This window comes from Mycobacterium sp., assembly GCF_052143115.1.
Classification (GTDB): Bacteria; Actinomycetota; Actinomycetes; order Mycobacteriales; family Mycobacteriaceae; genus Mycobacterium.
Window position 1 is genome coordinate 1 of record NZ_JBKQTQ010000256.1, and the last position, 23,760, is coordinate 23,760.

21 protein-coding genes are annotated in these 23,760 nt (G+C 66.7%); 17 read left to right on the forward strand and 4 right to left on the reverse strand.

The genetic code is table 11. The annotated features are described in order from the left end of the window. A partial coding sequence (locus ACLQI9_RS25405) for an ATP-binding cassette domain-containing protein (protein WP_442392353.1) occupies positions 1-674 on the forward strand: 674 nt, incomplete at its 5' end. Here ACLQI9_RS25405 and ACLQI9_RS25410 read toward each other — a convergent pair. The 3 genes from ACLQI9_RS25410 to lysX all read right to left on the reverse strand — a co-directional run bounded on the left by ACLQI9_RS25410 (position 671) and on the right by lysX (position 5,836). Continuing rightward, positions 671-919 (reverse strand): hypothetical protein, encoded by a 249-nt coding sequence (locus ACLQI9_RS25410; RefSeq protein WP_442380203.1) that lies wholly within the window; start codon positions 917-919, stop codon positions 671-673. The genes ACLQI9_RS25405 and ACLQI9_RS25410 overlap by 4 nt on opposite strands. A 39-nt stretch (positions 920-958) precedes the next feature. After that, entirely contained in the window at positions 959-2,431 is a 1,473-nt protein-coding gene (locus tag ACLQI9_RS25415) for an alpha/beta hydrolase (RefSeq protein WP_442380205.1), read from the reverse strand. Positions 2,432-2,512: 81 nt separating this feature from the next. Next, a complete protein-coding gene (lysX, locus tag ACLQI9_RS25420) occupies positions 2,513-5,836 on the reverse strand; it encodes a bifunctional lysylphosphatidylglycerol synthetase/lysine--tRNA ligase LysX (protein ID WP_442380207.1) in 3,324 nt (1,107 codons plus the stop codon). 434 nt (positions 5,837-6,270) lie between these two features. Between lysX and infC the strand changes: the two genes are divergently transcribed. The 4 genes from infC (at position 6,271) to ACLQI9_RS25440 (ending at position 8,364) form a co-directional block, all read left to right on the forward strand. After that, positions 6,271-6,879, forward strand: coding sequence for a translation initiation factor IF-3 (gene infC, locus ACLQI9_RS25425; protein ID WP_442380245.1), 609 nt, complete (start codon positions 6,271-6,273; stop codon positions 6,877-6,879). 20 nt (positions 6,880-6,899) lie between these two features. Next, the gene (gene rpmI / locus ACLQI9_RS25430) at positions 6,900-7,094 is read left to right on the forward strand and encodes a 50S ribosomal protein L35 (protein ID WP_442380209.1); all 195 of its coding nucleotides are present in this window, start codon (positions 6,900-6,902) and stop codon (positions 7,092-7,094) included. A gap of 64 nt (positions 7,095-7,158) precedes the next feature. Next, a complete protein-coding gene (rplT, locus tag ACLQI9_RS25435; RefSeq protein WP_422227544.1) occupies positions 7,159-7,548 on the forward strand; it encodes a 50S ribosomal protein L20 in 390 nt (129 codons plus the stop codon). A 30-nt stretch (positions 7,549-7,578) separates the two neighbouring features. Then, positions 7,579-8,364 (forward strand): TrmH family RNA methyltransferase, encoded by a 786-nt coding sequence (locus ACLQI9_RS25440; RefSeq protein WP_442380247.1) that lies wholly within the window; start codon positions 7,579-7,581, stop codon positions 8,362-8,364. On the opposite strand, the gene ACLQI9_RS25445 is transcribed toward ACLQI9_RS25440, so the two are convergent. Further along, positions 8,361-9,410 carry an oxygenase MpaB family protein gene (locus ACLQI9_RS25445; RefSeq protein WP_442380249.1) on the reverse strand — a complete coding sequence of 350 codons (1,050 nt, stop codon included), beginning with the start codon at positions 9,408-9,410 and terminating at the stop codon, positions 8,361-8,363. The two genes, ACLQI9_RS25440 and ACLQI9_RS25445, sit on opposite strands and share 4 nt — an antisense overlap. 291 nt (positions 9,411-9,701) lie before the next feature. Here ACLQI9_RS25445 and ACLQI9_RS25450 point away from each other — a divergent pair, with 291 nt between their 5' ends. The 12 genes from ACLQI9_RS25450 (at position 9,702) to argH (ending at position 23,753) form a co-directional block, all read left to right on the forward strand. Then, positions 9,702-10,640 (forward strand): adenylate/guanylate cyclase domain-containing protein, encoded by a 939-nt coding sequence (locus ACLQI9_RS25450; RefSeq protein ID WP_442380211.1) that lies wholly within the window; start codon positions 9,702-9,704, stop codon positions 10,638-10,640. Between the two features lie 9 nt (positions 10,641-10,649). Further along, on the forward strand, positions 10,650-11,450 hold the full coding sequence (locus tag ACLQI9_RS25455) for a rhomboid-like protein (RefSeq protein WP_442380251.1): 801 nt from the start codon (positions 10,650-10,652) through the stop codon (positions 11,448-11,450). Between the two features lie 133 nt (positions 11,451-11,583). Next, positions 11,584-12,627 carry a phenylalanine--tRNA ligase subunit alpha gene (gene pheS, locus ACLQI9_RS25460; RefSeq protein WP_442380213.1) on the forward strand — a complete coding sequence of 348 codons (1,044 nt, stop codon included), beginning with the start codon at positions 11,584-11,586 and terminating at the stop codon, positions 12,625-12,627. Next, a complete protein-coding gene (pheT, locus tag ACLQI9_RS25465) occupies positions 12,627-15,113 on the forward strand; it encodes a phenylalanine--tRNA ligase subunit beta (RefSeq protein WP_442380215.1) in 2,487 nt (828 codons plus the stop codon). The genes pheS and pheT overlap by 1 nt, the downstream gene beginning before the upstream one ends. Before the next feature lie 113 nt (positions 15,114-15,226). Beyond that, on the forward strand, positions 15,227-16,270 hold the full coding sequence (gene argC, locus ACLQI9_RS25470; protein ID WP_442380217.1) for an N-acetyl-gamma-glutamyl-phosphate reductase: 1,044 nt from the start codon (positions 15,227-15,229) through the stop codon (positions 16,268-16,270). Next, the gene (gene argJ, locus ACLQI9_RS25475) at positions 16,267-17,481 is read left to right on the forward strand and encodes a bifunctional glutamate N-acetyltransferase/amino-acid acetyltransferase ArgJ (protein WP_442380219.1); all 1,215 of its coding nucleotides are present in this window, start codon (positions 16,267-16,269) and stop codon (positions 17,479-17,481) included. The genes argC and argJ overlap by 4 nt, the downstream gene beginning before the upstream one ends. Positions 17,482-17,554: 73 nt before the next feature. After that, positions 17,555-18,436, forward strand: coding sequence for an acetylglutamate kinase (gene argB, locus ACLQI9_RS25480; RefSeq protein ID WP_442380221.1), 882 nt, complete (start codon positions 17,555-17,557; stop codon positions 18,434-18,436). A 49-nt stretch (positions 18,437-18,485) separates the two neighbouring features. After that, complete coding sequence (locus ACLQI9_RS25485; protein WP_442380223.1) at positions 18,486-19,688, forward strand: acetylornithine transaminase; 1,203 nt, start codon at positions 18,486-18,488, stop codon at positions 19,686-19,688. Beyond that, a complete protein-coding gene (argF, locus tag ACLQI9_RS25490; RefSeq protein ID WP_442380225.1) occupies positions 19,688-20,614 on the forward strand; it encodes an ornithine carbamoyltransferase in 927 nt (308 codons plus the stop codon). Before ACLQI9_RS25485 ends, argF begins: the two co-directional genes overlap by 1 nt. Continuing rightward, positions 20,611-21,111 (forward strand): arginine repressor, encoded by a 501-nt coding sequence (locus ACLQI9_RS25495; RefSeq protein WP_442380227.1) that lies wholly within the window; start codon positions 20,611-20,613, stop codon positions 21,109-21,111. The genes argF and ACLQI9_RS25495 overlap by 4 nt, the downstream gene beginning before the upstream one ends. A 24-nt stretch (positions 21,112-21,135) precedes the next feature. After that, a complete protein-coding gene (locus ACLQI9_RS25500) occupies positions 21,136-22,344 on the forward strand; it encodes an argininosuccinate synthase (RefSeq protein ID WP_442380228.1) in 1,209 nt (402 codons plus the stop codon). Then, positions 22,341-23,753, forward strand: a complete 1,413-nt coding sequence (gene argH / locus ACLQI9_RS25505; RefSeq protein ID WP_442380230.1) for an argininosuccinate lyase — start codon at positions 22,341-22,343, stop codon at positions 23,751-23,753. The genes ACLQI9_RS25500 and argH overlap by 4 nt, the downstream gene beginning before the upstream one ends. Positions 23,754-23,760 lie beyond the last annotated feature (7 nt).

Sequence of the window (23,760 nt, forward strand, 5' to 3'; positions counted from 1 at the left end):
GTCGCTGCGAGGCCTGCACGGGGGACGGCACCATCAAAATCGAGATGAACTTCCTGCCCGACGTGTACGTGCCGTGCGAGGTCTGCCACGGCGCCCGGTACAACCGGGAAACCCTGGAAGTGCATTACAAGGGCAAGACCATCTCCGAAGTGCTGGACATGTCGATCGAGGAGGCGGCGGAGTTCTTCGAGCCGATCACCGGGATCCATCGCTATCTGCGCACGCTCGTCGACGTCGGGCTGGGCTATGTCCGGCTGGGCCAGCCCGCGCCGACGCTGTCCGGTGGTGAGGCGCAGCGGGTCAAGCTGGCCGCGGAACTGCAGAAGCGCTCGACGGGCCGGACCATCTACATCCTCGACGAGCCCACCACCGGGCTGCATTTCGACGACATCCGCAAGCTGCTGAGCGTCATCAACGGCCTTGTGGACAAGGGCAATACGGTCATCGTGATCGAACACAACCTGGACGTGATCAAGACGTCGGACTGGATCATCGACATGGGGCCGGAGGGCGGTGCCGAAGGGGGAACCATCGTCGCCGAGGGCACGCCGGAGGACATCGCGGCGGTGCCGGAAAGCTATACCGGCAAGTTCCTCGCCGAAACACTCAGCGGCACCGGGGCAGCGACCGCCGCGCCTCGGCGCTCAAACCGACGGCGCAAGGTCAGCGCCTAGCTGCCGTCGCGCATCGATTCACGGATTTGAGCCAGCCGTTCGGCCGCTGCGCGTTGCCGCTCCTGGTATTGCTCCTCGATGTCACGGCCTTCGGGGCTCTCGGCATCCAATTCGGCTGCGCCGATTGATGTCTCGTAACGCGTCTCGATCTTCTCACGGACCGAATCGAACGTCGGAACGCCCGAACTCGTGTAGCCCGGGTCGACGTCGGACTCGGCGGCGGAACTCGTCGGCTCATCGGGCATGGTTTCACGGTACCCGCGCCGGTCGGAGATACCGAACGCTTACCTGTCGACGGGCTCGGTGCGCGGTGCCGCCGCCGACATCGGCTGAGGCGACGCGGACGGCAGAGCGATCCATGGCACCTCAGGAGTGTCCAGCTGGCCGGCCAGCCAGGGCAGCGCCGTCGCGAAAGCCTTACTTGCGAAAGGCCAGTCGTGTTTGCCGGGCTGGGCGACGATCGCGCAGTCGATGCCGTTGGTGCGGCCCAGTCTGCACAGCCGCTCCGCGGCCGCGGTCTGGTCGTTCGGGTTGCCGATTGCGTCCTGACCGCCCAGCCCGATCGCGCCGGGGCCGGCCACCGCGATACTGCGATACCGCTTCGGCGCGTTGTCCGACGAAATGTCGAACCAGCCCGAGACGTCGTCGTATCGGCCGTGCCTGGTGATGACCGTGGCCGGGTCGAACGCGTCCCACGCGTCGGCGCTGCCGCCGAACAGCCGGGCGATGGTCTGCGCCTTGGTTCCGGCGTCCGGGCCCATGTTGCCGGCGATGTCGACAAATGCGCTGAACAGGTCTGGGTGCATGACCGTGAGATCCACCGCGCAGGTCCCGCCCATCGACCAGCCGACGATGCCCCAGTGCGACGGATCGGCGCTGACACCAAAACTCGAGACCATGTACGGCACGACGTCTTTGGTCAGGTGGTCGGCCGCTTTCCCACGGGTCCCGTTGACGCATTCGGTGTCGTTGTTGAACGCTCCGCCGGAATCCACGAAGACGAACACCGGGGCGTTTCCGTCGTGCGCGGCCGCCAGGTCGTCGATCATCTTCACCGCATTGCCGGCTCGCGCCCAGTCGCCGGGCGTGTTGAACTCACCGCCGATCATCATCACCGTCGGCAGCTGTGGCGGCGGAGTACTGGCAAACCACGCCGGCGGCAGGTAGACCAGTTCACCGCGATGCTTGAAGTGCGACCCGTCGTCGGGGATCGCCACCGGCACCAGGCTGCCGTGTTGGGGCTGTGCGCCTCTGGCCGCCATCGCGTTGACGGTGGCCAGGTCTGTCTGGTCGGGCAGAGGTCCGGCGGTGAGCTGATTCAACGCGGTCTGCACGGTGGGGAAGTAGCCGACCCATAGGTTGAGCACCAGTGCCGCGCTGAGTAGACACAGCGGCACGGCCAGCAGCGATGCGCCGCGCCGCCACCAGGCTGCGCTGCGCCAGCCCAGGATCACGATGGCGATCGCGGCGCCACTGCAGGCGATCCACCACCACAGCAGGCGCGGTGCGGGGTCGTCGGCAAGACCGCCGGCGGTGATGTACCAGTGCGCCCAACCGGCCACCCCGGCTCCGACGGCTACCGCCGCGGGTAGCCACAGCAGCCGCCAGCGGCGCGATCGCCACCCGACCGCCAGCAGCAGCACCGTCACGGCGACGGCCTGGGCCGTGCCGGGGATCCAGCCGTGCATCAATGAGGTGTGGTGCTCTGCCAACACCGGAAACGCCAGGCTCGTCGTTGAACCCGTCACATGGTCCATTGTGGTATTTGTTGCGCGCTTTTAGCACTGGATTCACCGATCGGTTGCTCAAACGGTACGGGGCCCGTTAGGCGAGGTTGGCTATCGCGGCTTGGCCAGAGGGAAGGGCAGCGTCTCGCGGATGCTGCGGCCGGTGATGAGCATGACGACGCGGTCGACGCCCATCCCCAGACCACCGGTGGGCGGCATCGCATATTCCATCGCTTGCAGAAAGTCCTCGTCGAGCTCCATGGCTTCGGGATCCCCGCCGGCGGCCAGCAGGGACTGTTCCTGCAGGCGGCGCCGCTGCTCGACCGGGTCGGTGAGCTCGCTATAGGCGGTGCCCAGCTCGACACCCCAGGCCACCAAGTCCCAGCGTTCGGCAATGCCGGCCTTGCTGCGGTGTGGCCGGGTCAGCGGCGACACCGACAGGGGAAAGTCGATGTAAAAAGTCGGTAGTTCGGTCCGATCCTCGACCAGATGCTCGTAGAGCTCCAGCACCACCGCGCCGGCGTCCCACTGCGCCAGGTAGGGAATGTGCGCGGCGTCGCACAGTTTGTGCAGTTTGGCCAAGCTGGTGTCGGCGTCGATGTGCTCACCGAGCGCCTCGGAGACCGCGTCGTGCACGGTCTTCACCGACCAGACACCGGAGATGTCGACCGCATCCAGACTGTCATCGGCGGCGCCCGGGCGGGGCCGCATCACCACCTGCGCTCCGTTTGCGGCCTGGGCGGCGTTCTGAATCAGCTCCCGACAACCATCGATCCAATCGGTGTAGTCGGCGTGCGCCTGATAGGCCTCCAGCAGGGTGAACTCTGGGTTGTGGCTGAAGTCGACCCCCTCGTTGCGGAATGCCCGGCCCAGCTCGAACACCCGCTCCACTCCACCGACGCATAGCCGCTTCAGATAGAGCTCAGGCGCGATCCGCAGGTACAGGTCGAGGTCGTAGCTGTTGATGTGGGTCATGAACGGGCGAGCCGTGGCACCGCCGTGAATTTGTTGCAGGATCGGGGTCTCGACTTCCAGAAAGCCCTTGGCGCTCAGGGTTTCTCTGATGGCGCGCAGCACATCGCTGCGAGCCGCGATCAGTTCGCGCGATTCGGCGTTGATAGCCAGGTCGACGTAGCGGCTGCGCACTCGCGCTTCCGGATCGGTCAGCCCCTTCCACTTGTTGGGCAGCGGCCGCAAGCACTTGCCGATCAGTCGCCAGCTGCGAACGATCAGTGACCGGGTCCCGGTCTTGCTGTATCCCATCTCACCGGTCACTTCGACCAAGTCGCCGAGATCGATGGCCTTGGTGAAATCTGTGGTGCTCCCATGTTCCAGAACTGAATTCTCCAGCAGCAGTTGCACTTCTGCTGACCAGTCGCGCAATTGGGCGAACAGCACACCGCCGAAGTCCCGGATCCGCAGCACGCGTCCCGACACCGAGACGGTCGCCTGGTCGTCACTGCCCAACGCCTGGGCGATCGTGTGGCTGGGTGGCTGTCCCACCGGATAGGGGTCAATGCCGCTGTTCTGCAGCATCTTTAGCTTGGACAGCCGGACTCGCATCTGTTCTGGCAGCCGACGGTCGCCGTCGTCTCCGGCCCCGAGGTCGGTCTGCTGCAACGCGGAGACGTCGGGCGCCGAACCGTCCTGGTGCAAGAGTCCGGTCGCCAACAGCGTTGGCGGTACGGCCGCGTGATGGCCCGTGTGCTGTTCGTTGCGCCGAGTGAACGGCAGCACAATGAAGCCCTCCGCGATCACCGAGGCGACGCCAACCCGGGGGATCAGCCGAGCGTCCTCGTAGCAGGCGTAGCGGGGCACCCAGTCGGGTTGATACTTCATGTTCGAGCGGTACAGCGTCTCTAACTGCCACCACCGCGAGAAGAACACCAAGAATCCACGCCACAATCGGGCCACCGGGCCGGCGCCGAGTTGGGCACCCTGTTCGAACGCGGATCGGAACATTGCGAAGTTCAGCGAAATACGGCTGATGCCGATGCGTTCGGCGTGTAGAGCGAGCTCGCTGACCATGAGCTCGATGGTCCCATTGGGGGAATCCGGCGAACGACGCATGAGGTCCAGCGAAACGCCGTTCCGGCCCCACGGCACCAGCGAAAGCATCGCGACCACAGTGCCGTCGGGTTTGACGGCCTCGACCAGTAGGCAGTCACCGTCGGCCGGATCACCGAGCCGGCCCAGCGCCATCGAGAACCCGCGCTCGGATTCGGTGTCGCGCCACGTTTCCGCACGCGCCAGCACCCGCTTCATCTCGTCAGGATCGATGTCGTGGTGTCGGCGGATGCGCACCGACAGCTCGGCGCGGCGGGCCCGGGTCACGGCCTGGCGCACGCCGCGCATCTCTCGTCCGGAGAGCCTGAAATCCCCTGTGTACAAAATGGCTTCGTCGCCCAGCTCGAGTGCGTTCAGGCCAGCCTCGCGGAACGCTTTAGCCCCGGCCGAACTGGCACCCATATTCCCGGGCGCCCAGCCGTAGGTCTGGCACAGCGCCAACCAGGCGTCGATGGCCTGCGGCCACGCCCGGGGGTCGCCGATCGGGTCTCCGCTGGCCAGACAGACGCCGACTTCGACGCGGTAGGTGATCGCGGCCCGGCCGCTCGGCGCGAAAACCACCGACTTGTCTCGGCGAGTGGCGAAGTAGCCCAAGGAGTCGTTGTTGCCATACAGCTCGAGTAGCCCGCGGATGGCGGATTCGTCCTCGCCTGTGAGTGCATTTTCGGCGCGCTGTGATTGGAACAGCACGATCGCCGCAGCGATCAGCGCCATCGCGCTGAACAGTCCCATAAGGGCGCTGAGGAAGACGTGCGGCCTGCCCTCAAACGAACCCGGGTCGGCGACGGCGAATCCAACCACCCGGTTCACCACGTAGAACAAGTGGTCGTCCTCCGCCAGCGTGTGCGGGAACGTTTCGACCAGCAGCCAGGACAGCCCGATTCCGATCGCCCAGCCGGCGATCAGGACTCCGGCCGCCTTAAAGAGCGCACCCGACCGGACCTTGGCCCAAAACTCCCGGTAGGCCAAGGCCAGCACCAAAAGCGCGGCCAGATGGAAACCGAGCCCGAGCGTCTCGCCGAGGGTCCTCAGCGGGGTGACGTGTTCGGCTGTCAGACCGGCGATGTTCAACCCGGCAGCCAGCAGGAGGTTGAGGACCAGCAGCCACCATGCGATGCGCTTGCGCGTGGTGAGCGCGCCGGCCAATAAGGCCAGCACGAACGACCAGGCGAAACTGGTGTCGGGGAAGTTGAACAGGTAGTCGTTGATGAATTCCCGTGGCACCTTGATCGCCCACCGGATCACCGGCGACATGCTGGCGATCAGCGACAGCGTGGCGATGACGCCAACCGTCCACCCGGCGGCCGCGGGCACCCAGCGCAGCCGGGAAGTCGACCGGCTCCGCGGGCGAGACGCAGTGAGTGTCACAGACCGCGAGGATATTCGTTCTAGCTATGGAATGCCTATGTCCGGAAGGCATGGAATCGCACGTGTCGGCGGCTCGACCGGCTAGGCGTCGTCGCGCTGGCACGGCGGGAGGCGGCCACCTCGACGGCTGGATCGCCGTCTGATGCGTCGGCACTGCTAGACTTACCTGCGCGACCGTCTCAGGCGAAGGCCAGAGACAGCAAGTGGAGTCCCACTCCCACCGTTGGCCACAAGATCGTTTCGAGGCTCAGCGGTCCGGTCATCGGCACACCAGCGGTGCCGGTTCTGCATTCCGCAGGCGGCTGTTGCCGCGACCGGTCGGCACCGGGCCCTGCTTAAGCAGGGCTTTTTTGCTGATGGCGTGGTATTCCCACCGCTGACTCCGGACCGGCCCGGTGTCGTTCGCAACGAGGAATACGACCCAGGGAGGCCCCATCAGCACTGAGACCCGCGTCAACGAGCGCATCCGCGTACCTGAAGTCCGCTTGATCGGCCCGGGAGGGGAGCAGGTAGGCATCGTGCGTATCGAAGATGCCCTCCGCGTCGCCGCGGATGCCGATCTCGACCTTGTCGAAGTTGCGCCAAACGCCAGGCCACCGGTCTGCAAGATCATGGACTACGGCAAGTTCAAATATGAGGCGGCGCAAAAGGCGCGCGAGTCTCGCAAGAACCAGCAGCAAACCGTCGTCAAAGAACAGAAGTTGCGACCCAAGATCGACGATCACGACTACGAGACCAAAAAGGGCCACGTGATCCGATTCCTGGAGGCGGGATCGAAAGTCAAGGTAACGATCATGTTCCGCGGACGTGAGCAGTCGCGGCCCGAGCTGGGCTATCGGCTGCTGCAGCGCCTGGGCACCGACGTCGCCGACTACGGATTCGTCGAGACGTCGGCCAAGCAGGACGGACGCAACATGACGATGGTGTTGGCACCGCACCGCGGCGCGAAGACTCGCGCGCGTGCGGCCCAACAGGCCGGTGGCCCCACGCCCCAGCCCGCGAACCCCGCACCGAACAGCGACACCGAACCGTCGCCGAACTGATACAGCAGAACTGAGGACATATGCCCAAGACCAAGACCCACAGTGGGGCGTCGAAACGATTCCGGCGCACCGGAACCGGGAAGATCGTGCGTCAGAAGGCCAATCGCAGGCACATGCTCGAGCACAAGCCGAGCACCCGAACGCGACGGCTGGAGGGGCGTACCGCCGTGTCTGGCAACGACACCAAGCGGGTCAACAAGATGCTGAACGGCTGACCGACGCCCGTAAAGAAGGCAGCGGCGTAACAACCATTACGTCCAGACGACGATAGGAACACCCATGGCACGCGTAAAGCGGGCAGTCAACGCCCAGAAGAAGCGGCGCACCATTCTGAAGGCCTCGAAGGGCTATCGCGGCCAGCGATCCCGCCTCTACCGCAAAGCCAAAGAGCAGCAACTGCATTCACTGAACTACGCCTACCGCGACCGCCGTGCGCGCAAGGGCGAGTTCCGTAAGCTGTGGATCTCGCGGATCAACGCGGCGGCCCGCGCCAACGACATCACCTACAACCGGCTTATCCAGGGTCTGAAGGCTGCCGGGGTCGAGGTCGACCGCAAGAACCTCGCCGAGATCGCAGTGAGCGATCCGGCGGCGTTCACCGCGCTCGTCGGTGTCGCTCGGGCCGCACTGCCCGACGATGTCAATGCGCCTTCCGGAGAGGCTGCCTAACCCCGCCCGGCGGTTGTGATTTCGCACCCGGTGCTCACCGAACGATCGGCCCGGGTGGCCGCTGCGGTCAAACTTCACCGGCAGATCGCGCGGCGCCGGACGCAGCGCTTCCTGGTGGAAGGCCCGCACTTGGTCGAAGCCGCGTCCGAGCGCGGACTTATCCGTGAAGTCTTCGTAACCGAGGCGGCTGCGCAACGGTACGACGCTCTGCTCGACCGGCAAGACGCCGCGGTAAACCTGGTGACTGAGCGCGCCGCAAAAGCCTTATCGGACACCGTGACTCCAGCCGGCTTGGTAGCGGTGTGCGAGCGGCCCGAGCCGGCTCTGCACGATGTGCTGGCCGGCGCGCCAGCGCTGGTCGCGGTGGGGGTGGAAATCCGTGAGCCGGGCAACGCCGGAACGTTGATCCGCATCGCCGACGCGATGGGCGCCGCAGCGGTCATCTTCGCCGGGTACAGCGTCGACCTGTACAACGGTAAATGTCTGCGCGCGTCGGCTGGCAGCGTCTTCTCCATACCGGTCGTCGTCGCGCCGGGCGTCGGCGCGGCTGTCACCGCGCTGCAGGCTGCCGGGCTGCGGGTACTGGCCACCACGGTGGACGGTGAGTTGTCCCTTGACGATGCTGAGCTCGCCGGACCGACGGCGTGGCTGTTCGGCGCCGAGTCCCACGGCCTAGCGCCTCAGCTGGCTCGACAAGCCGACAACCGAGTGGCGATTCCGATGTCCGGGGGTGCGCAAAGCCTCAATGTGGCTGCCGCGGCGGCAATCTGTCTCTACCAGAGCGCACGAGCCCAGCGGGCGGGCCCCAACCTTTAGGCGGCCTTGCCGCGACCCCGCGCCGGCCGCAGCCCGGCCAGCGAGAAAGTGGTGTGCACCAGCGATCCGGCCCGCTCAAAGATCGTTCTGCGGGGCGGGAAGTAATGCATTGGCAGGCCCCGGCGGTCCCGCGGTGGCGCCATGAAGCTCGGCGCCTCCACCAGCGGGGCATCGCCTGCAGCCCGGCCCTCCGCCCGCCGATAGGCGGCCAATGCTCGAGGATGCAAACGGATTTCGTCAGGGACCGCCAGAAACGCCAGCTCGACCATTTTGCCGAATAGCCGCAGCACCACTTCGTCGCCGGGTGTCCACCGCATTCCGGCCTTCTCGCGAACAGCCGGCTCGAACAGCCCCGCCGCGATCCAGCGCTGCCCCGCGACCAGCGGCTTGAACAGCTGATCCCACACCGGCGTGGGCATCAGCATGAACTTCGGTTTGGGAATGCGAATCTGGAAGATGTCCAGAGTGGCCTGATTGATCTGCAGCTCGTCGCGGCAGACCCGCTGCCAGTACTCCTGGAAGTCCTCCCAAGACTTGGGTACCGGCCGCATGCTCATCCCGTACATCCGATACCACTGCACATGCTCGTCGAACAGCTGGCGCTTCTCGCCTTCGGTCAACCCGCCGCAGAAGTACTCGGCCACCTTGATCACCAGCATGAAGAACGTCGCATGCGCCCAGTAGAACGTCTCCGGGTTCAGCGCGTGGTAGCGGCGGCCGGTCGCGTCGACTCCCTTGATGGTGTGGTGGTACTGCTTGATCTGCTCACCGGTCTGGGCCGCGCGGTTGCCGTCATAGACGACGCCCATGATCGGATACACCGAGCGCGCCACGCGCTGCAGTGGTTCGCGCAACAGGATGGAGTGCTCCTCGACGCCGGCGCCCAATTCCGGATACATGTTCTGGATCGCGCCGATCCACACGCCCATCATTCCGGTGCGCAGGTCACCGAAATACTTCCAGGTCAGCGACTCCGGCCCCAATGGGCCGCGCCGAACCGGTTTCTCGTCGCGCTGCTCGACCGGCTCGGGTTGAACCGACGTCATCGATGACATCACTGTCGTAGTCATCACGGCCTCCTGGTCCTGAGGAGCGATGAGTCTCACGATAAGGCTGACAACACACGTTGTCTACGATTTCGGGGCGTGGCGCGACGCGCCGTTACCGAGTATCAACCCGAGCGTCGTAACGATGTGATCAGGCGGTTTGTCGCAGGTTTCCGAACACCCGGGGTGGCTTCGCGCCGGTATGCGGGGCATGCCAGCGCCGGGCGTCGTAACCGAAACCACGACGACGGTCATTGCCGGTCTCTCCCGACACCACCTACCCTGGGCGCTGTGGAACTCGGGCCCCAACCGGCGTCCGGCGAGCCCGAGCAGACGGTGGCCACGCCGGATTTGCCTGGTTCGCGACAGCGTTCTCCGGTGTCACTGCACAGTGCCGCCGAGTGGCTGCGCAGCACCAACCAGAGTCCGAGCGTGATCGCAATGGTCCGTCGGGCGCGCCGTGTCTTGCCCGGCGATCCCGAATTCGGCGATCCACTGTCAACGGCCGGCGAAGGCGGGCCCCGCGCCGCCGCGCGAGCAGCGGGCCGGCTGCTGGGCGAGCGTGGCGGCGCGTCTCGCGAGGTCGGTCTCGGCGCGCTGCAAGTGTGGCAGGCAATGACCGAGGCGGTATCTCGGCGCCCGGCCAACCCAGAGGTCACGTTGGTCTTCACCGATCTGGTGGGTTTCTCGACGTGGTCGTTGCAAGCCGGTGACGACGCGACCCTCAAGCTGCTGCGGCGAGTGGCGCGGGCGGTTGAACCACCACTGCTGGATGCCGGCGGTCACATCGTCAAACGGATGGGCGACGGCATCATGGCGGTGTTCGCCGATCCGCTCGTGGCCGTGACCGCGGTCCTCGCCGCCCGCAAAGCGTTGAAAAAGGTCGACGTCGACGGCTACACACCGCGGATGCGGGTGGGCATCCACACCGGGCACCCGCAGCGGCTGGCCTCGGACTGGCTCGGGGTCGACGTCAACGTCGCCGCCCGGGTCATGGAGCGCGCCACCAGGGGAGGAGTCATGGTGTCCGGCGCCACACTGGACCACCTCGCGCAGGCGGATTTGGACGCGCTGGGCGTCACTGCCAAGCGGGTACACCGACCGGTATTCGCAGGTAAAACCCCCGGGCTGCCAGCCGACTTGGCCATTTTCCGGCTCAAGGCCTCCGCCGAAACTGTCAGGGACTTGTCAGGTTTCGATAACTCAGATGATGACAATCCCCAGGCATAGTAGATGGCGATGATATTCCGCCTATTGTCGCGGCTGGGGCGCGTCCGGATCACGCTGGGTTACGCGCTCGCTTTGGTGACTGTCAGTGTTGTGCTCGTGGACCTCGGTCCGCGGGTGCGTGCGCACGTCATCGCGCTGGCCAGCACCAACCTGCACAACCTGGCCCATGGTCATCTGGCGACTCTGTTCGGTAGCGCATTCGTCACCGATGCCGGCCCGATCTGGTTCTGGTTACCCTGCCTAGTTTGTCTGCTCGCTCTCGCCGAGCTTATTTGGCGCAGTGGTCGATTGGCCTTGGTGTTCGTCACCGGCCATGTTGGTGCCACGCTGCTGGTCGCCGTGGGACTGACCGCGGCAATCGAACTCGGCTGGTTACCGCTGTCGATCTCACGTGCCAGTGATGTCGGCGTGAGCTATGGCGCCGTGGCGGTGCTGGGCGCGCTGACGGCAGCCGTCCCTCGCCAGTGGCGGCCGGCCTGGCTCGGTTGGTGGCTCCCGGTCGGCATCGTCGCCGCGGCGTTGAGCGACGATTTCACCGACGTTGGGCACTCCATCGCATTAGCGCTGGGCATGCTGGTCTCCATCAGGTTGCCCGGCCCGGCCCGGTGGACCCCGGTGCGATGCGCGTTGCTGGCGGTTGGTGCGAGCTTTGGATTCCTGATCTTGGCGCACGGGGAGTGGAGGACGCTGATCGGGGGCGTCGTCGGCCTATTGGGTGCGCTGGCGGCTGTGGGGATCTCCCGCTCACTGTTGCGCCGTCGACTGCCGGTGGCCGCGGTGGCGGCTGCGGAGCCGGTGCTCAACGGCTGACGCCTTCCCGTCGGGACACGGGCTCGCTGCCGATCGCTGCTGACGTGACCACATATGATCGGCACTTGCGCGTCACGCTGTGCCGCGAAACCCGCCCGAAAAAGCCCCAGCAAGGCAAGGAGAGTGTCGCCGCGTGGGTGACCAGCCCGTCGACCTGTCGCCGGAGGCGTTGACCGCAGCGGTCAACGCAGCCCGGCAAGCTTTCGCAGGCGCGGCCGATCTCGACGCACTGGCACGCGCCAAGACCGAGCACCTCGGTGATCGCTCGCCGGTGGCGCTGGCCCGCCAGGCCTTGGCCACTATCCCTAAGGCCGACCGCGCCGACGCCGGCCGGCTTGTGAACAGTTCCCGCGGCGAGGTCCAACGCAGTTACGACGAACGACTGGCGGCGTTGCGCGCCGAGCGGGATGCGGCCGTGTTGATCGCCGAGCGCATCGACGTGACGTTGCCGTCGAGCCGCCAGCCGACCGGGGCGCGGCATCCGATCACGATTCTGGCCGAGCACATCGCCGACACCTTCATCGCGATGGGGTGGGAGCTTGCCGACGGGCCGGAGGTGGAAACCGAGCAGTTCAACTTCGACGCCCTGAACTTCCCAGCCGATCACCCGGCGCGCAGTGAACAAGACACCTTCTATATCGCTCCGGAAGGCTCCCGTCAGTTGCTGCGCACCCACACGTCGCCGGTGCAGGTGCGCACACTGCTCGAGCGCGAGCTGCCGGTCTATGTCCTCTCGATCGGTCGCACGTTCCGCACCGACGAGCTCGACGCCACCCATACGCCGGTCTTCCATCAGGTGGAGGGGCTCGCGGTGGATCGCGGTCTGTCGATGGCGCATCTGCGCGGAACGCTCGACGCGTTCGCCCGGGCCGAGTTCGGGCCGCAGGCTCGCACCAGGATTCGTCCGCACTTCTTCCCCTTTACCGAGCCGTCTGCGGAAGTCGACGTGTGGTTCGAGAACAAGAGGGGTGGTGCCGGCTGGGTGGAGTGGGGCGGCTGCGGAATGGTGAACCCGAATATGTTGCGCGCCAACGGTATTGATGCACAGGTCTATTCGGGCTTTGCATTCGGGATGGGGCTGGAGCGCACTCTGCAGTTCCGCAACGGCATCCCCGACATGCGCGACATGGTCGAGGGCGACGTCCGGTTCTCGTTGCCGTTCGGGGTGGGTGCCTGATGCGCGTCCCGTACAGCTGGCTGCGTGACGTCGTCGCGGTCGGTGCCCCAGGCTGGGGCGTGACTCCCGACGAACTCGAACAGGCGCTCGTGCGCATCGGGCACGAAATCGAAGAGGTGATCACGCTCGGCCCCGTCGACGGACCGCTGACCGTCGGACGGGTAACCGATATCGAAGAACTCAGCGAATTCAAAAAGCCGATCCGCGCCTGCAAAGTCGACGTCGGCGAAGATAAACCACGCGAGATTGTCTGCGGTGCAACCAACTTTGTGACCGGCGATCTGGTAGCGGTCGCGCTGCCCGGGACCACGCTGCCGGGTGGCTTCACGATCACGGAGCGCAAGACCTACAGTCGCACCTCCGACGGAATGATTTGCTCTGCGGCCGAATTAGGTTTGGCCGCAGACCATTCCGGCATCCTGGTGCTGCCGCCCGGAACGGCTGAACCCGGCGCCGACGGTGTCCAGGTGCTGGGCCTGGACGACGTGATCTTCCACCTGGCCATCACCCCGGACCGGGGTTACTGCATGTCGGTTCGCGGTTTGGCCCGCGAGATCGCCTGCGCCTACGACCTCGACTTCGTCGACCCGGCCGATGTTCCTCCGCTGCCCCGCGAGGCGGGCGCCTGGCCGTTGACGGTGCAGCCGGAGACCGGTGTGCAACGGTTCGCACTGCGTCCGGTCACCGGAATCGACCCGACCGCGGTGTCGCCATGGTGGCTGCAGCGCCGGCTGTTGCTCTCGGGTATCCGGGCGATCTCGCCGGCCGTCGACACAACGAATTACGTGATGCTGGAACTCGGTCACCCAATGCACGCGCACGATCTCAAGCGGATCACCGGCGGCTTCGCGGTACGGTTCGCTCGGCCCGGCGAAACCGTAGTAACCCTCGACGACATCGAGCGCCGGCTCAATCCGGCCGACGTCCTGATCATCGACGACGTCGCGACCGCGGCGATCGGCGGAGTGATGGGCTCGGGCAGCACCGAGATGCGCGACGACTCAACCGACGTGCTGCTGGAGGCCGCGGTATGGGATCCGGCCGCGGTATCTCGCACCGCACGGCGACTGCGCCTGCCCAGCGAGGCGGCCCGTCGCTACGAGCGCGAGGTCGACCCGGCCATCTCGGTGGCGGCGTTGGACCGCTGCGCCACGTTGCTCGCCGAGATCGCGGGCGGCGAGGTGTCTGAAACGCTGACCGACTGGCGGGGTGACCCGCCGCGGGACGACTGGTCGCTGCCGCCGATCCCGATCGCGGCCGACTTGCCGGACCGCACGGCCGGGGTTGACTATCGGCCGGGCACCACCGCCAGGCGGCTGACCCAAATCGGCGCCGCGGTGACCGGCGACGGGGACAGCCTGACCGTGACGCCGCCGAGCTGGCGGCCCGACCTGCGCCAGCCCGCCGACCTGGTTGAGGAGGTGCTGCGGCTAGAGGGACTGGAACTCATCCCGTCGGTGCTGCCGTCGGCGCCGGCCGGGCGCGGACTGTCGGCCGGCCAACGGCGCCGCCGCGCGATCGGCAAGTCGCTGGCGCTGTCGGGCTACGTGGAGGTCCTGCCGACGCCGTTTCTGCCCGCCGGAGTTTTCGACGCCTGGGGTCTGCCCGTCGACGACGCGCGGCGTCACACCACGCAGGTGCTCAACCCACTGGAGGCCGATCGGCCGCATTTGGCCACCACGCTGCTGCCTGGCCTGCTGGAAGCACTGGGCCGCAACGTGTCTCGCGGCATCGTCGATGTCGCACTGTTCGCGATCGCGCAGGTGGTGCAGCGGACCGAGCAGACGAAGAGCGTCGGCCTCATCCCGGTACACCGGCGTCCCACCGACGAGGAAATCGCCCTGCTCGACGCATCGCTGCCACGCCAACCCCAGCATGTGGCCGCGGTGTTGACCGGGCTGAGGGAACCGCGCGGCCCGTGGGGCGACGGCCGGCCCGCGGAAGCGGCCGATGCGTTCGACGCAGTCCGAATCATCGCCCGTGCCAGCGGAATTGAGCTGGCGCTACGCGCTGCACACTATCTGCCGTGGCATCCGGGCCGGTGCGCCGAAGTGCTGGTCGGCGACACCGTCATCGGCCACGCCGGCCAACTGCACCCCGCGGTAATCGAAAGATCGGGCCTGCCCAAGGGCACCTGCGCGGTCGAACTGAACCTCGACGCTATGCCGATCGTCGAGTCGTTGCCGGCGCCGCGGGTTTCGCCGTTTCCCGCCGTGTTCCAAGACGTCAGCCTCGTGGTCGACGCGGATATCGCCGCGCAAACCGTGGAACAGGCGGTCCGCGACGGCGCCGGGGAATTGTTGGAGGATGTGCGGTTATTCGACGTTTACACCGGCCCTCAGCTCGGGGAAAATCGCAAATCGCTGACGTTCGCGCTCCGGTTCCGCGCGGCGGATCGCACGCTCACCGAGGACGAGGCCAGCGCGGCCCGCGATGCGGCGGTGCGCTGCGCCGCCGAGCGGGTCGGCGCGGAGCTGCGCACCTGATGGCGAGCAGACAGAAAAGTCCCCACTGTCCGGCGTGTCGCGGCGCCTTTGCGTCTGCCCGGCCGGTGGAATGAATTTGCAAGTGAATGCATAGTCATGCAACGATTGGTCGTATGACCCAGGGGATACGGGTGGCGGTGGCAGGTGCCAGCGGCTACGCGGGCGGCGAGATCCTGCGGCTGCTGCTCGGGCACCCGGCTTACCACGACGGGCGGCTGACGATCGGCGCGCTGACCGCTGCCGCCAGTGCAGGCAGCACCCTCGCTGACCTCCACCCGCACCTGTTACCACTGGCCCAGCGAGTGCTCGAGCCCACAAGGGTCGAGGTACTGGATGGCCATGACGTGGTTTTCCTCGGGCTCCCGCACGGGCACTCGGCGACGCTGGCGCAACAACTGAGCCCCCAGACACTGGTGGTGGACTGCGGTGCGGATTTCCGTCTGATCGACGCGGACGCATGGCAGCGCTTCTACGGCTCTACGCACGCCGGCAACTGGCCCTACGGGCTACCGGAGCTGCCCGGCGGACGGGAGGCGTTGCGCGGTGCCCGGCGCGTCGCGGTACCGGGCTGCTATCCGACCGCCGCGTTGTTGGCACTTTTCCCCGCGTTGGCCGCCGACCTCATCGATCCCGCCGTCACCGTCGTCGCAGTCAGCGGCACCTCGGGTGCCGGCCGGGCCGCGAAGACAGACCTGCTTGGGTCGGAGGTCATCGGTTCGGCGCGGGCTTACAACATCGCCGGCGCGCACCGGCATACACCCGAAATCCCCCAGGGGCTGAAGCAGGTTACCGACCGGGACGTCACCGTGTCGTTCACACCGGTGCTCATCCCGACCTCGCGCGGCATCCTGGCGACCTGCACGGCCCGCACCCAGTCACCGCTGTCGCAGCTGCGCGCTGCCTACGAAAAGGCTTACCACGCGGAACCTTTCGTTCATCTGCTACCCGAAGGACAACTGCCGCGTACCGGTGCGGTGATCGGCAGTAACGCCGCACACATCGCGGTCGCGGTCGACGAGGACGCCGCCACGTTCATCGCTATTTCGGCGATCGACAATCTGGTCAAGGGCACCGGGGGCGCCGCCGTGCAGTCGATGAACCTGGCGCTGGGCTGGCCGGAAACCGAGGGCCTTTCGGTGGTCGGGGTGGCGCCGTGACCGACCTCGTTGACGCCGCGCGTCTGGTGCGCGCCCAAGGAGTGACGGCTCCGGCCGGTTTCCGTGCTGCCGGCATCGCCGCCGGGATCAAAGCGTCAGGTGCATTGGATCTGGCGCTGGTGTTCAACGAGGGCCCGGACTACCCGGCCGCCGCAGTATTCACCCGCAATCAGGTCAAGGCGGCTCCGGTGCTGTGGACGCAACAGGTGCTGACTGCCGGCCGGTTGCGGGCGGTGATCCTGAATTCCGGCGGCGCCAACGCGTGCACCGGTCCGGACGGCTTTGCCGACACCCATGCCACCGCCGAAGCAGTGGCCGCCGCCTTGTCGGACTGGGGCACCGAGACGGGCGCGATCGAAGTCGCGGTGTGCTCCACCGGATTGATCGGTGACCGGCTGCCGATGGACAAGGTTCTCGCCGGGGTCGGTCACGTCGTGCACGAGATGGCCGGCGGGCTGGCCGGCGGAGACGAGGCCGCGCGGGCCATCATGACCACCGACACCGCGCCCAAACAGGTTGCGCTGCACCATCCGGACAAGTGGACGATCGGTGGGATGGCCAAGGGCGCCGGGATGCTGGCGCCGTCGCTGGCGACCATGCTGTGTGTGCTCACCACCGATGCGGTCGCGGAGGCCGGCGCGCTCGAGGACGCGCTGCGCCGGGCCACCGCGCGGACGTTCGACCGACTCGACGTCGACGGCAGCTGCTCGACGAATGACACCGTGCTGCTGTTGGCATCGGGCGCAAGCGAGATCGCGCCGTCCCAAACCGATCTCGACGACGCCGTGCTGCGCGTCTGTGATGACCTGTGCGCACAGCTGCAGGCCGACGCCGAGGGCGTCACCAAACGGGTCACCGTGACCGTGACGGGCGCCGCCACCGAGGACGACGCGCTCGCCGCCGCCCGGATGGTCGCCCGCGACAACCTGGTCAAGACCGCGTTGTTCGGCTCCGACCCTAACTGGGGCCGGGTGCTGGCGGCGGTCGGGATGGCGCCGATCAGCCTCGACCCAGATCGAATCACCTTGTCGTTCAACGGTTCTCCGGTGTGCGTCGACGGAGTCGGGGCCGCCGGCGCACGCCAGGTGGATCTGTCAGGTGGGGATATCGACGTCCTCGTCGACCTCAAGATGGGCGACGGCCAGGCAGCCATCCGCACCACCGACCTGTCTCACGGCTACGTTGAAGAGAATTCGGCATACTCCTCGTGAACACGCCGCCTTGCCCCCGCAAGCGGGAGGTGCCCCCACCTCATCGCTCCGCTCTGCATCGTCGGCGGCGGTCATGACCGCCGGCGCGTTGTCCACCCAGGCAAAGGCCCAGATATTGGCCGAGGCTTTGCCGTGGCTCACCCAACTGCACGGCAAAATCGTCGTCGTCAAATACGGCGGCAACGCCATGACCAACGACACCCTGCGGCGTGAGTTCGCCGCCGACATGGCGTTTCTGCGTAATTGCGGCATTCACCCCGTGGTGGTGCACGGCGGCGGGCCTCAGATCAGCGCCATGTTGGAGCGGCTCGGCATTGCCGGCGAGTTCAAGGGCGGATTCCGGTTCACCACACCGGAAGTGCTCGACGTGGCGCGGATGGTGTTGTTCGGCCAAGTCGGCCGTGAGCTGGTCAACCTGATCAACGTCCACGGTCCGTACGCGGTCGGGATCACCGGCGAAGACGCCAACCTGTTCACTGCGGTGCGGCGCAGCGTCACCGTCGACGGTGTCGACACCGAAATCGGCCTGGTCGGCAACGTCGCTTACGTGAACGCGGCGGTGGTACTGGATCTGATTGCAGCCAAACGGATTCCGGTGGTGTCGACGCTGGCGCCCGACGTCGACGGCGTGGTCTACAACATCAACGCCGACACCGCGGCGGCGGCGCTGGCCGAAGCGCTGGGCGCCGAAAAGCTGCTGATGCTGACCGATATCGAAGGCCTGTACACCCGGTGGCCCGACCGCGATTCACTGGTCAGCGAAATCGACACCGCCACACTGACGCAGCTGCTGCCGACGTTGGAGACCGGGATGATCCCCAAGATCGAGGCATGTCTGCGCGCCGTCGACAGCGGCGTGCCCAGCGCGCATATCATCGATGGCCGCGTCGAGCATTGCGTGCTGGTCGAATTGCTCACTGACGAGGGCACCGGCACGAAGGTGGTGAGCGCGTGACGCGCGCCGGCGACGATGCAGAGCGCAGCGATGAGGAGGAGCGGCGCCGATGACCGAGACCCAAACGATGCAGCAGCGCTGGTCCGCGGTGATGATGGACAACTACGGCGTCCCGCCGGTGGCATTGGCCAGCGGCGATGGTGCCGTGGTCACCGATGTGGACGGAAAGTCCTACCTCGACCTGCTCGGCGGCATCGCTGTCAACATCCTGGGGCATCGTCACCCCGCCGTGATCGACGCCGTCACACGACAAATGTCGACGCTGGGACACACCTCTAACCTGTATGCGGCCGAACCCGGCGTAGCGCTGGCCGAAGCGCTGGTCGGCTTGCTCGGCGCCGAGGGCGAGACCCGGGTTTTCTTCTGTAACTCCGGCACCGAGGCCAACGAGTTGGCGTTCAAATTGTCCCGGCTGACCGGACGGACGAAACTGGTTGCGGCCGAAGAAGCTTTCCATGGCCGAACGATGGGTTCATTGGCACTGACCGGTCAACCGGCCAAGCAGGCGCCGTTCGCGCCGCTGCCTGGTGACGTCACCCACGTGCCCTACGGCGACACCGACGCCCTGGTCGCTGCGGTCGGCGGCGACACCGCCGCGGTCTTCCTGGAGCCGATCATGGGGGAGAGCGGTGTCGTCGTGCCCCCCGACGGCTACCTCGCCGCCGCCCGCGACGTCACCGCCCGACATGGCGCCCTGCTTGTTCTCGACGAGGTGCAGACCGGGATGGGACGCACCGGTACGTTTTTCGCCCACCAGCACGACGGCATCGCCCCCGACGTCGTGACCCTGGCCAAAGGTCTCGGAGGTGGACTGCCCATCGGGGCATGCCTGGCGGTCGGCCCGGCCGCGCGACTGCTCACACCCGGTCTGCATGGCAGCACCTTCGGCGGCAACCCAATCTGCGCGGCGGCGGCACTGGCCGTGCTGCGCGTACTGGCGAGCGAAGACCTGGTGAGACGCGCCGAAGTTCTTGGAAAAACGTTGCGTCAGGGCATTGAGTCGGTTGGTCACCCGTTGATCGACCAGGTTCGCGGCCGTGGTTTGCTGTGCGGCGTGGTGCTGAGTGCCCCGGCCGCCAAGGATGCCGAGATCGCCTCTCGCGCCGCCGGTTTCCTGGTCAACGCCGCCGCATCCAATGTCATTCGATTGGCGCCGCCGCTGATCATCACAGAACACCAGATCGACACCTTCGTGACCGCGCTACCGGGCATCCTGGACCTAGCCGCCGCAGGCGGGGAGGAAAACAAGTGATGACACGACACTTCCTGCGCGACGACGACCTGTCGCCCGATGAACAGGCCGAAGTGCTTGCGCTGGCCGCCGAACTGAAAAAGGATCCGTTCAGCCAGCGCCCGCTGGACGGCCCGCGTGGCGTCGCCGTGATCTTCGACAAGAACTCCACCCGTACCCGGTTTTCGTTCGAGGTGGGTATCGCCCAGCTCGGCGGGCATGCCGTGGTGGTCGACGGCCGCAGCACCCAGCTGGGCCGGGAAGAAACGCTGCAGGACACCGCGAAAGTGTTGTCCCGCTACGTCGATGCCATCGTATGGCGGACCTACGGACAGGCCCGTCTGACCGCGATGGCCGAAACCGCGACGGTGCCGATCGTCAACGCGCTGTCCGACCAATTCCACCCCTGCCAGGTGCTTGCCGATCTGCAGACCGTCGCCGAACGCACCGGATCGCTGCGCGGCTTGCGGATGTCGTACTTCGGTGATGGCGCCAACAACATGGCTCACTCAGTGCTGCTGGGCGGAGTCACCGCCGGCATCAACGTGACGATCGCCGCTCCCAACGGGTTTGGCCCCGATCGATCAGTACTCGCGGCCGCCCAGCGGCGTGCCGCGGATACCGGCGCGTCGGTGACGGTCACCGCAGACCCCGCCGCTGCCGCCTCAGGCGCCGACGTGCTGGTCACCGACACCTGGACGTCGATGGGTCAGGAGGACGACGGGCTGGACCGGGTTCGGCCGTTTCGTCCTTTTCAGCTGAACGCCGAATTGGTTGCCTTAGCTAGCTCGGAAGCCATTGTGCTGCATTGTCTTCCGGCGCACCGAGGTCACGAGATCACCGACGACGTGATCGACGGGCCGCACAGCGCGGTCTGGGACGAGGCCGAGAATCGGCTGCATGCGCAAAAGGCGCTGTTGGTGTGGCTTTTGGAGCGGTCGAAATGACGCGCAGCGGTTCAAAGACCACGTCCGAAGTCACCCGTGCCGTCCGGCAGGCCCGCATCGTGGCGACCCTGTCGTCGGCTGAGGTGCGCAGTCAAAGCGAGCTGGCCGCGCTGCTCGCCGCCGACGGTATCGAGGTCACGCAGGCCACGCTGTCGCGGGACCTGGAGGAGCTAGGCGCGGTGAAGCTGCGCGGCGCCGACGGCGGGGTTGGCGTCTACGTGGTGCCCGAGGACGGCAGCCCGCTGCGCGGGGTATCCGGCGGCACCGCGCGCCTGTCGCGGCTGCTGAGCGAATTGCTGGTCTCCACCGACGCCAGCGCAAACCTCGCCGTGCTGCGCACCCCGCCCGGCGCGGCCGACTACCTGGCCAGTGCCATCGACCGGGCAGCCCTGCCCTATGTCGTCGGAACCATCGCCGGGGATGACACCATCTTCGTGGCGGCCCGCGAGCCGATGACCGGCGCAGAGCTTGCAACCGTGATCCAAGACCTCACATAACCGGCGAAACAAGGAGATCGATTCATGTCCGAGCGCGTCATCTTGGCGTATTCCGGCGGTTTGGACACCTCGGTGGCGATCAGCTGGATCGGCAAGGAGACCGGCCAGGAGGTCGTCGCGGTCGCGATTGATCTGGGCCAGGGCGGTGAGGACATGGAGGTGGTGCGCCAGCGAGCGCTGGACTGCGGCGCGGTCGAAGCAGTCGTCGTCGACGCCCGCGATGAGTTCGCAGACGAATACTGCCTGCCAACCATCTTGTCCAACGGTCTCTACATGGATCGCTACCCGCTGGTGTCGGCGATCAGCCGGCCGCTCATCGTCAAGCATCTCGTCGCGGCGGCTCGCGAGCACGGCGGAAGCATCGTCGCGCACGGCTGTACCGGTAAAGGCAACGACCAAGTCCGATTCGAGGTCGGATTCGCTTCGCTGGCACCGGATTTGGAGGTACTCGCGCCGGTCCGTGACTACGCGTGGACCCGGGAGAAGGCCATCGCTTTCGCCGAAGAAAACGCGATACCGATCAATGTCACCAAACGCTCGCCGTTCTCGATCGACCAGAACGTATGGGGGCGGGCGGTGGAAACCGGTTTCCTGGAACACCTGTGGAATGCGCCGACCAAGGACGTCTACGCCTACACCGAAGACCCCACCGTCAACTGGAACACCCCCGACGAGGTGATCGTCGGGTTCGAGCGCGGTGTTCCGGTGTCCATCGACGGCAGGCCGGTGTCGGTGCTGCAGGCCATCGAGGAACTCAACCAACGGGCCGGCGCACAGGGGGTTGGCCGGCTCGATGTCGTCGAGGATCGCCTGGTGGGGATCAAGAGCCGTGAGATCTACGAAGCCCCGGGGGCGATGGTGCTCATCACCGCGCACACCGAGCTTGAACACGTCACGTTGGAGCGTGACCTCGGACGGTTCAAACGCCAGACCGACCAGCGCTGGGCTGAGCTGGTGTACGACGGACTGTGGTATTCGCCGCTGAAGACCGCCTTGGAGACCTTCGTCGACAAGACCCAGCAGCACGTGTCCGGCGAGGTCCGGATGGTGCTGCACGGCGGTCACATTGCGGTCAACGGCCGGCGCGGCGCGCAGTCGCTCTACGACTTCAACCTCGCCACCTACGACGAGGGTGACACCTTCGATCAGTCCGCCGCGCGCGGTTTCGTGCAGATCCACGGCCTGTCGTCGAAGCTGGCCGCGCGACGAGATCGCGCCGCCGACCAAACATGACCACCAACGAAGGATCGCTGTGGGGCGGGAGGTTCGCCGACGGCCCGTCCGATGCGCTGGCCGCGTTGAGCAGATCCACCCACTTCGACTGGGTGCTCGCACCCTACGACATCACCGCATCCAGGGCACACACCGTGGTGCTGTTCCAGGCCGGGTTGCTCACCGAAGAGCAGCGCGACGGGCTGCTGGCCGGGCTGGACAGCCTCGCCGAGGACGTCGCCGACGGCAGCTTCGGCCCCTTGGTCACTGACGAGGACGTGCACGCCGCTCTGGAACGCGGACTGATCGACCGGGTGGGGCCCGACCTGGGTGGCCGGCTGCGGGCCGGCCGCTCGCGAAACGACCAGGTGGCCACCCTGTTTCGGATGTGGCTGCGGGACGCAATACGGCGAGTGGCCGCTGGTGCGCTCGATGTTGTCGGCGCACTGGCCGCCCAGGCCGCCGCCCACCCGAGCGCCATCATGCCCGGCAAGACGCACCTGCAGTCCGCGCAGCCGATCCTGCTGGCACACCATCTGCTCGCGCACGCCCATCCGCTGCTGCGTGATGTCGACCGGATCGTCGACCTCGACGAGCGCACCGCTGTGTCCCCCTACGGTTCCGGCGCACTCGCCGGCTCGTCGCTAGGGCTCGACCCGGACGCGATCGCCGAACAGCTCGGCTTCGCAACGGCAGCCGAGAACTCTGTCGACGCCACTGCGGCAAGAGATTTCGCCGCAGAGGCGGCATTCGTTTTCGCGATGATCGCCGTCGACCTATCGCGCTTGGCCGAGGACATCATCATCTGGAGCTCAACCGAATTCGGCTACGTGACTTTGCACGACTCGTGGTCGACCGGCAGCTCGATCATGCCGCAGAAAAAGAACCCCGACATCGCCGAGCTGGCTCGCGGTAAGTCGGGCCGGTTGATCGGAAACCTCGCCGGGCTGCTGGCGACGTTGAAGGCTCAGCCGCTGGCGTACAACCGGGACCTGCAGGAAGACAAAGAGCCGGTGTTCGACTCGGCTGCGCAATTGGAGCTGCTGCTGCCTGCGATGGCTGGACTGGTGAGCAGCCTGACGTTCGACACCGAGCGGATGGCGGCGCTCGCTCCGGCCGGATACACCCTGGCCACTGATATCGCCGAATGGCTGGTGCGCCAAGGCGTGCCGTTCCGGCACGCCCATGAGTCGGCCGGGGCGGCTGTGCGGGTCGCCGAAGAGCGCGGGGTCGGGCTGGAGGAGTTGACCAACGACGAGCTGGTGGCCATCAGCAGCGACTTGACTCCAGAGGTGCGAGAAGTGCTCACCATCGAGGGTTCGGTGTCGTCACGCGACGCGCGCGGCGGCACCGCGCCGCGCCGGGTCGCCGTGCAGCTTGAGGCGGTTCACGCTGCCGCCGAACGACTTCGGCAACAGCTGAGCCGCTAGGTTGGCC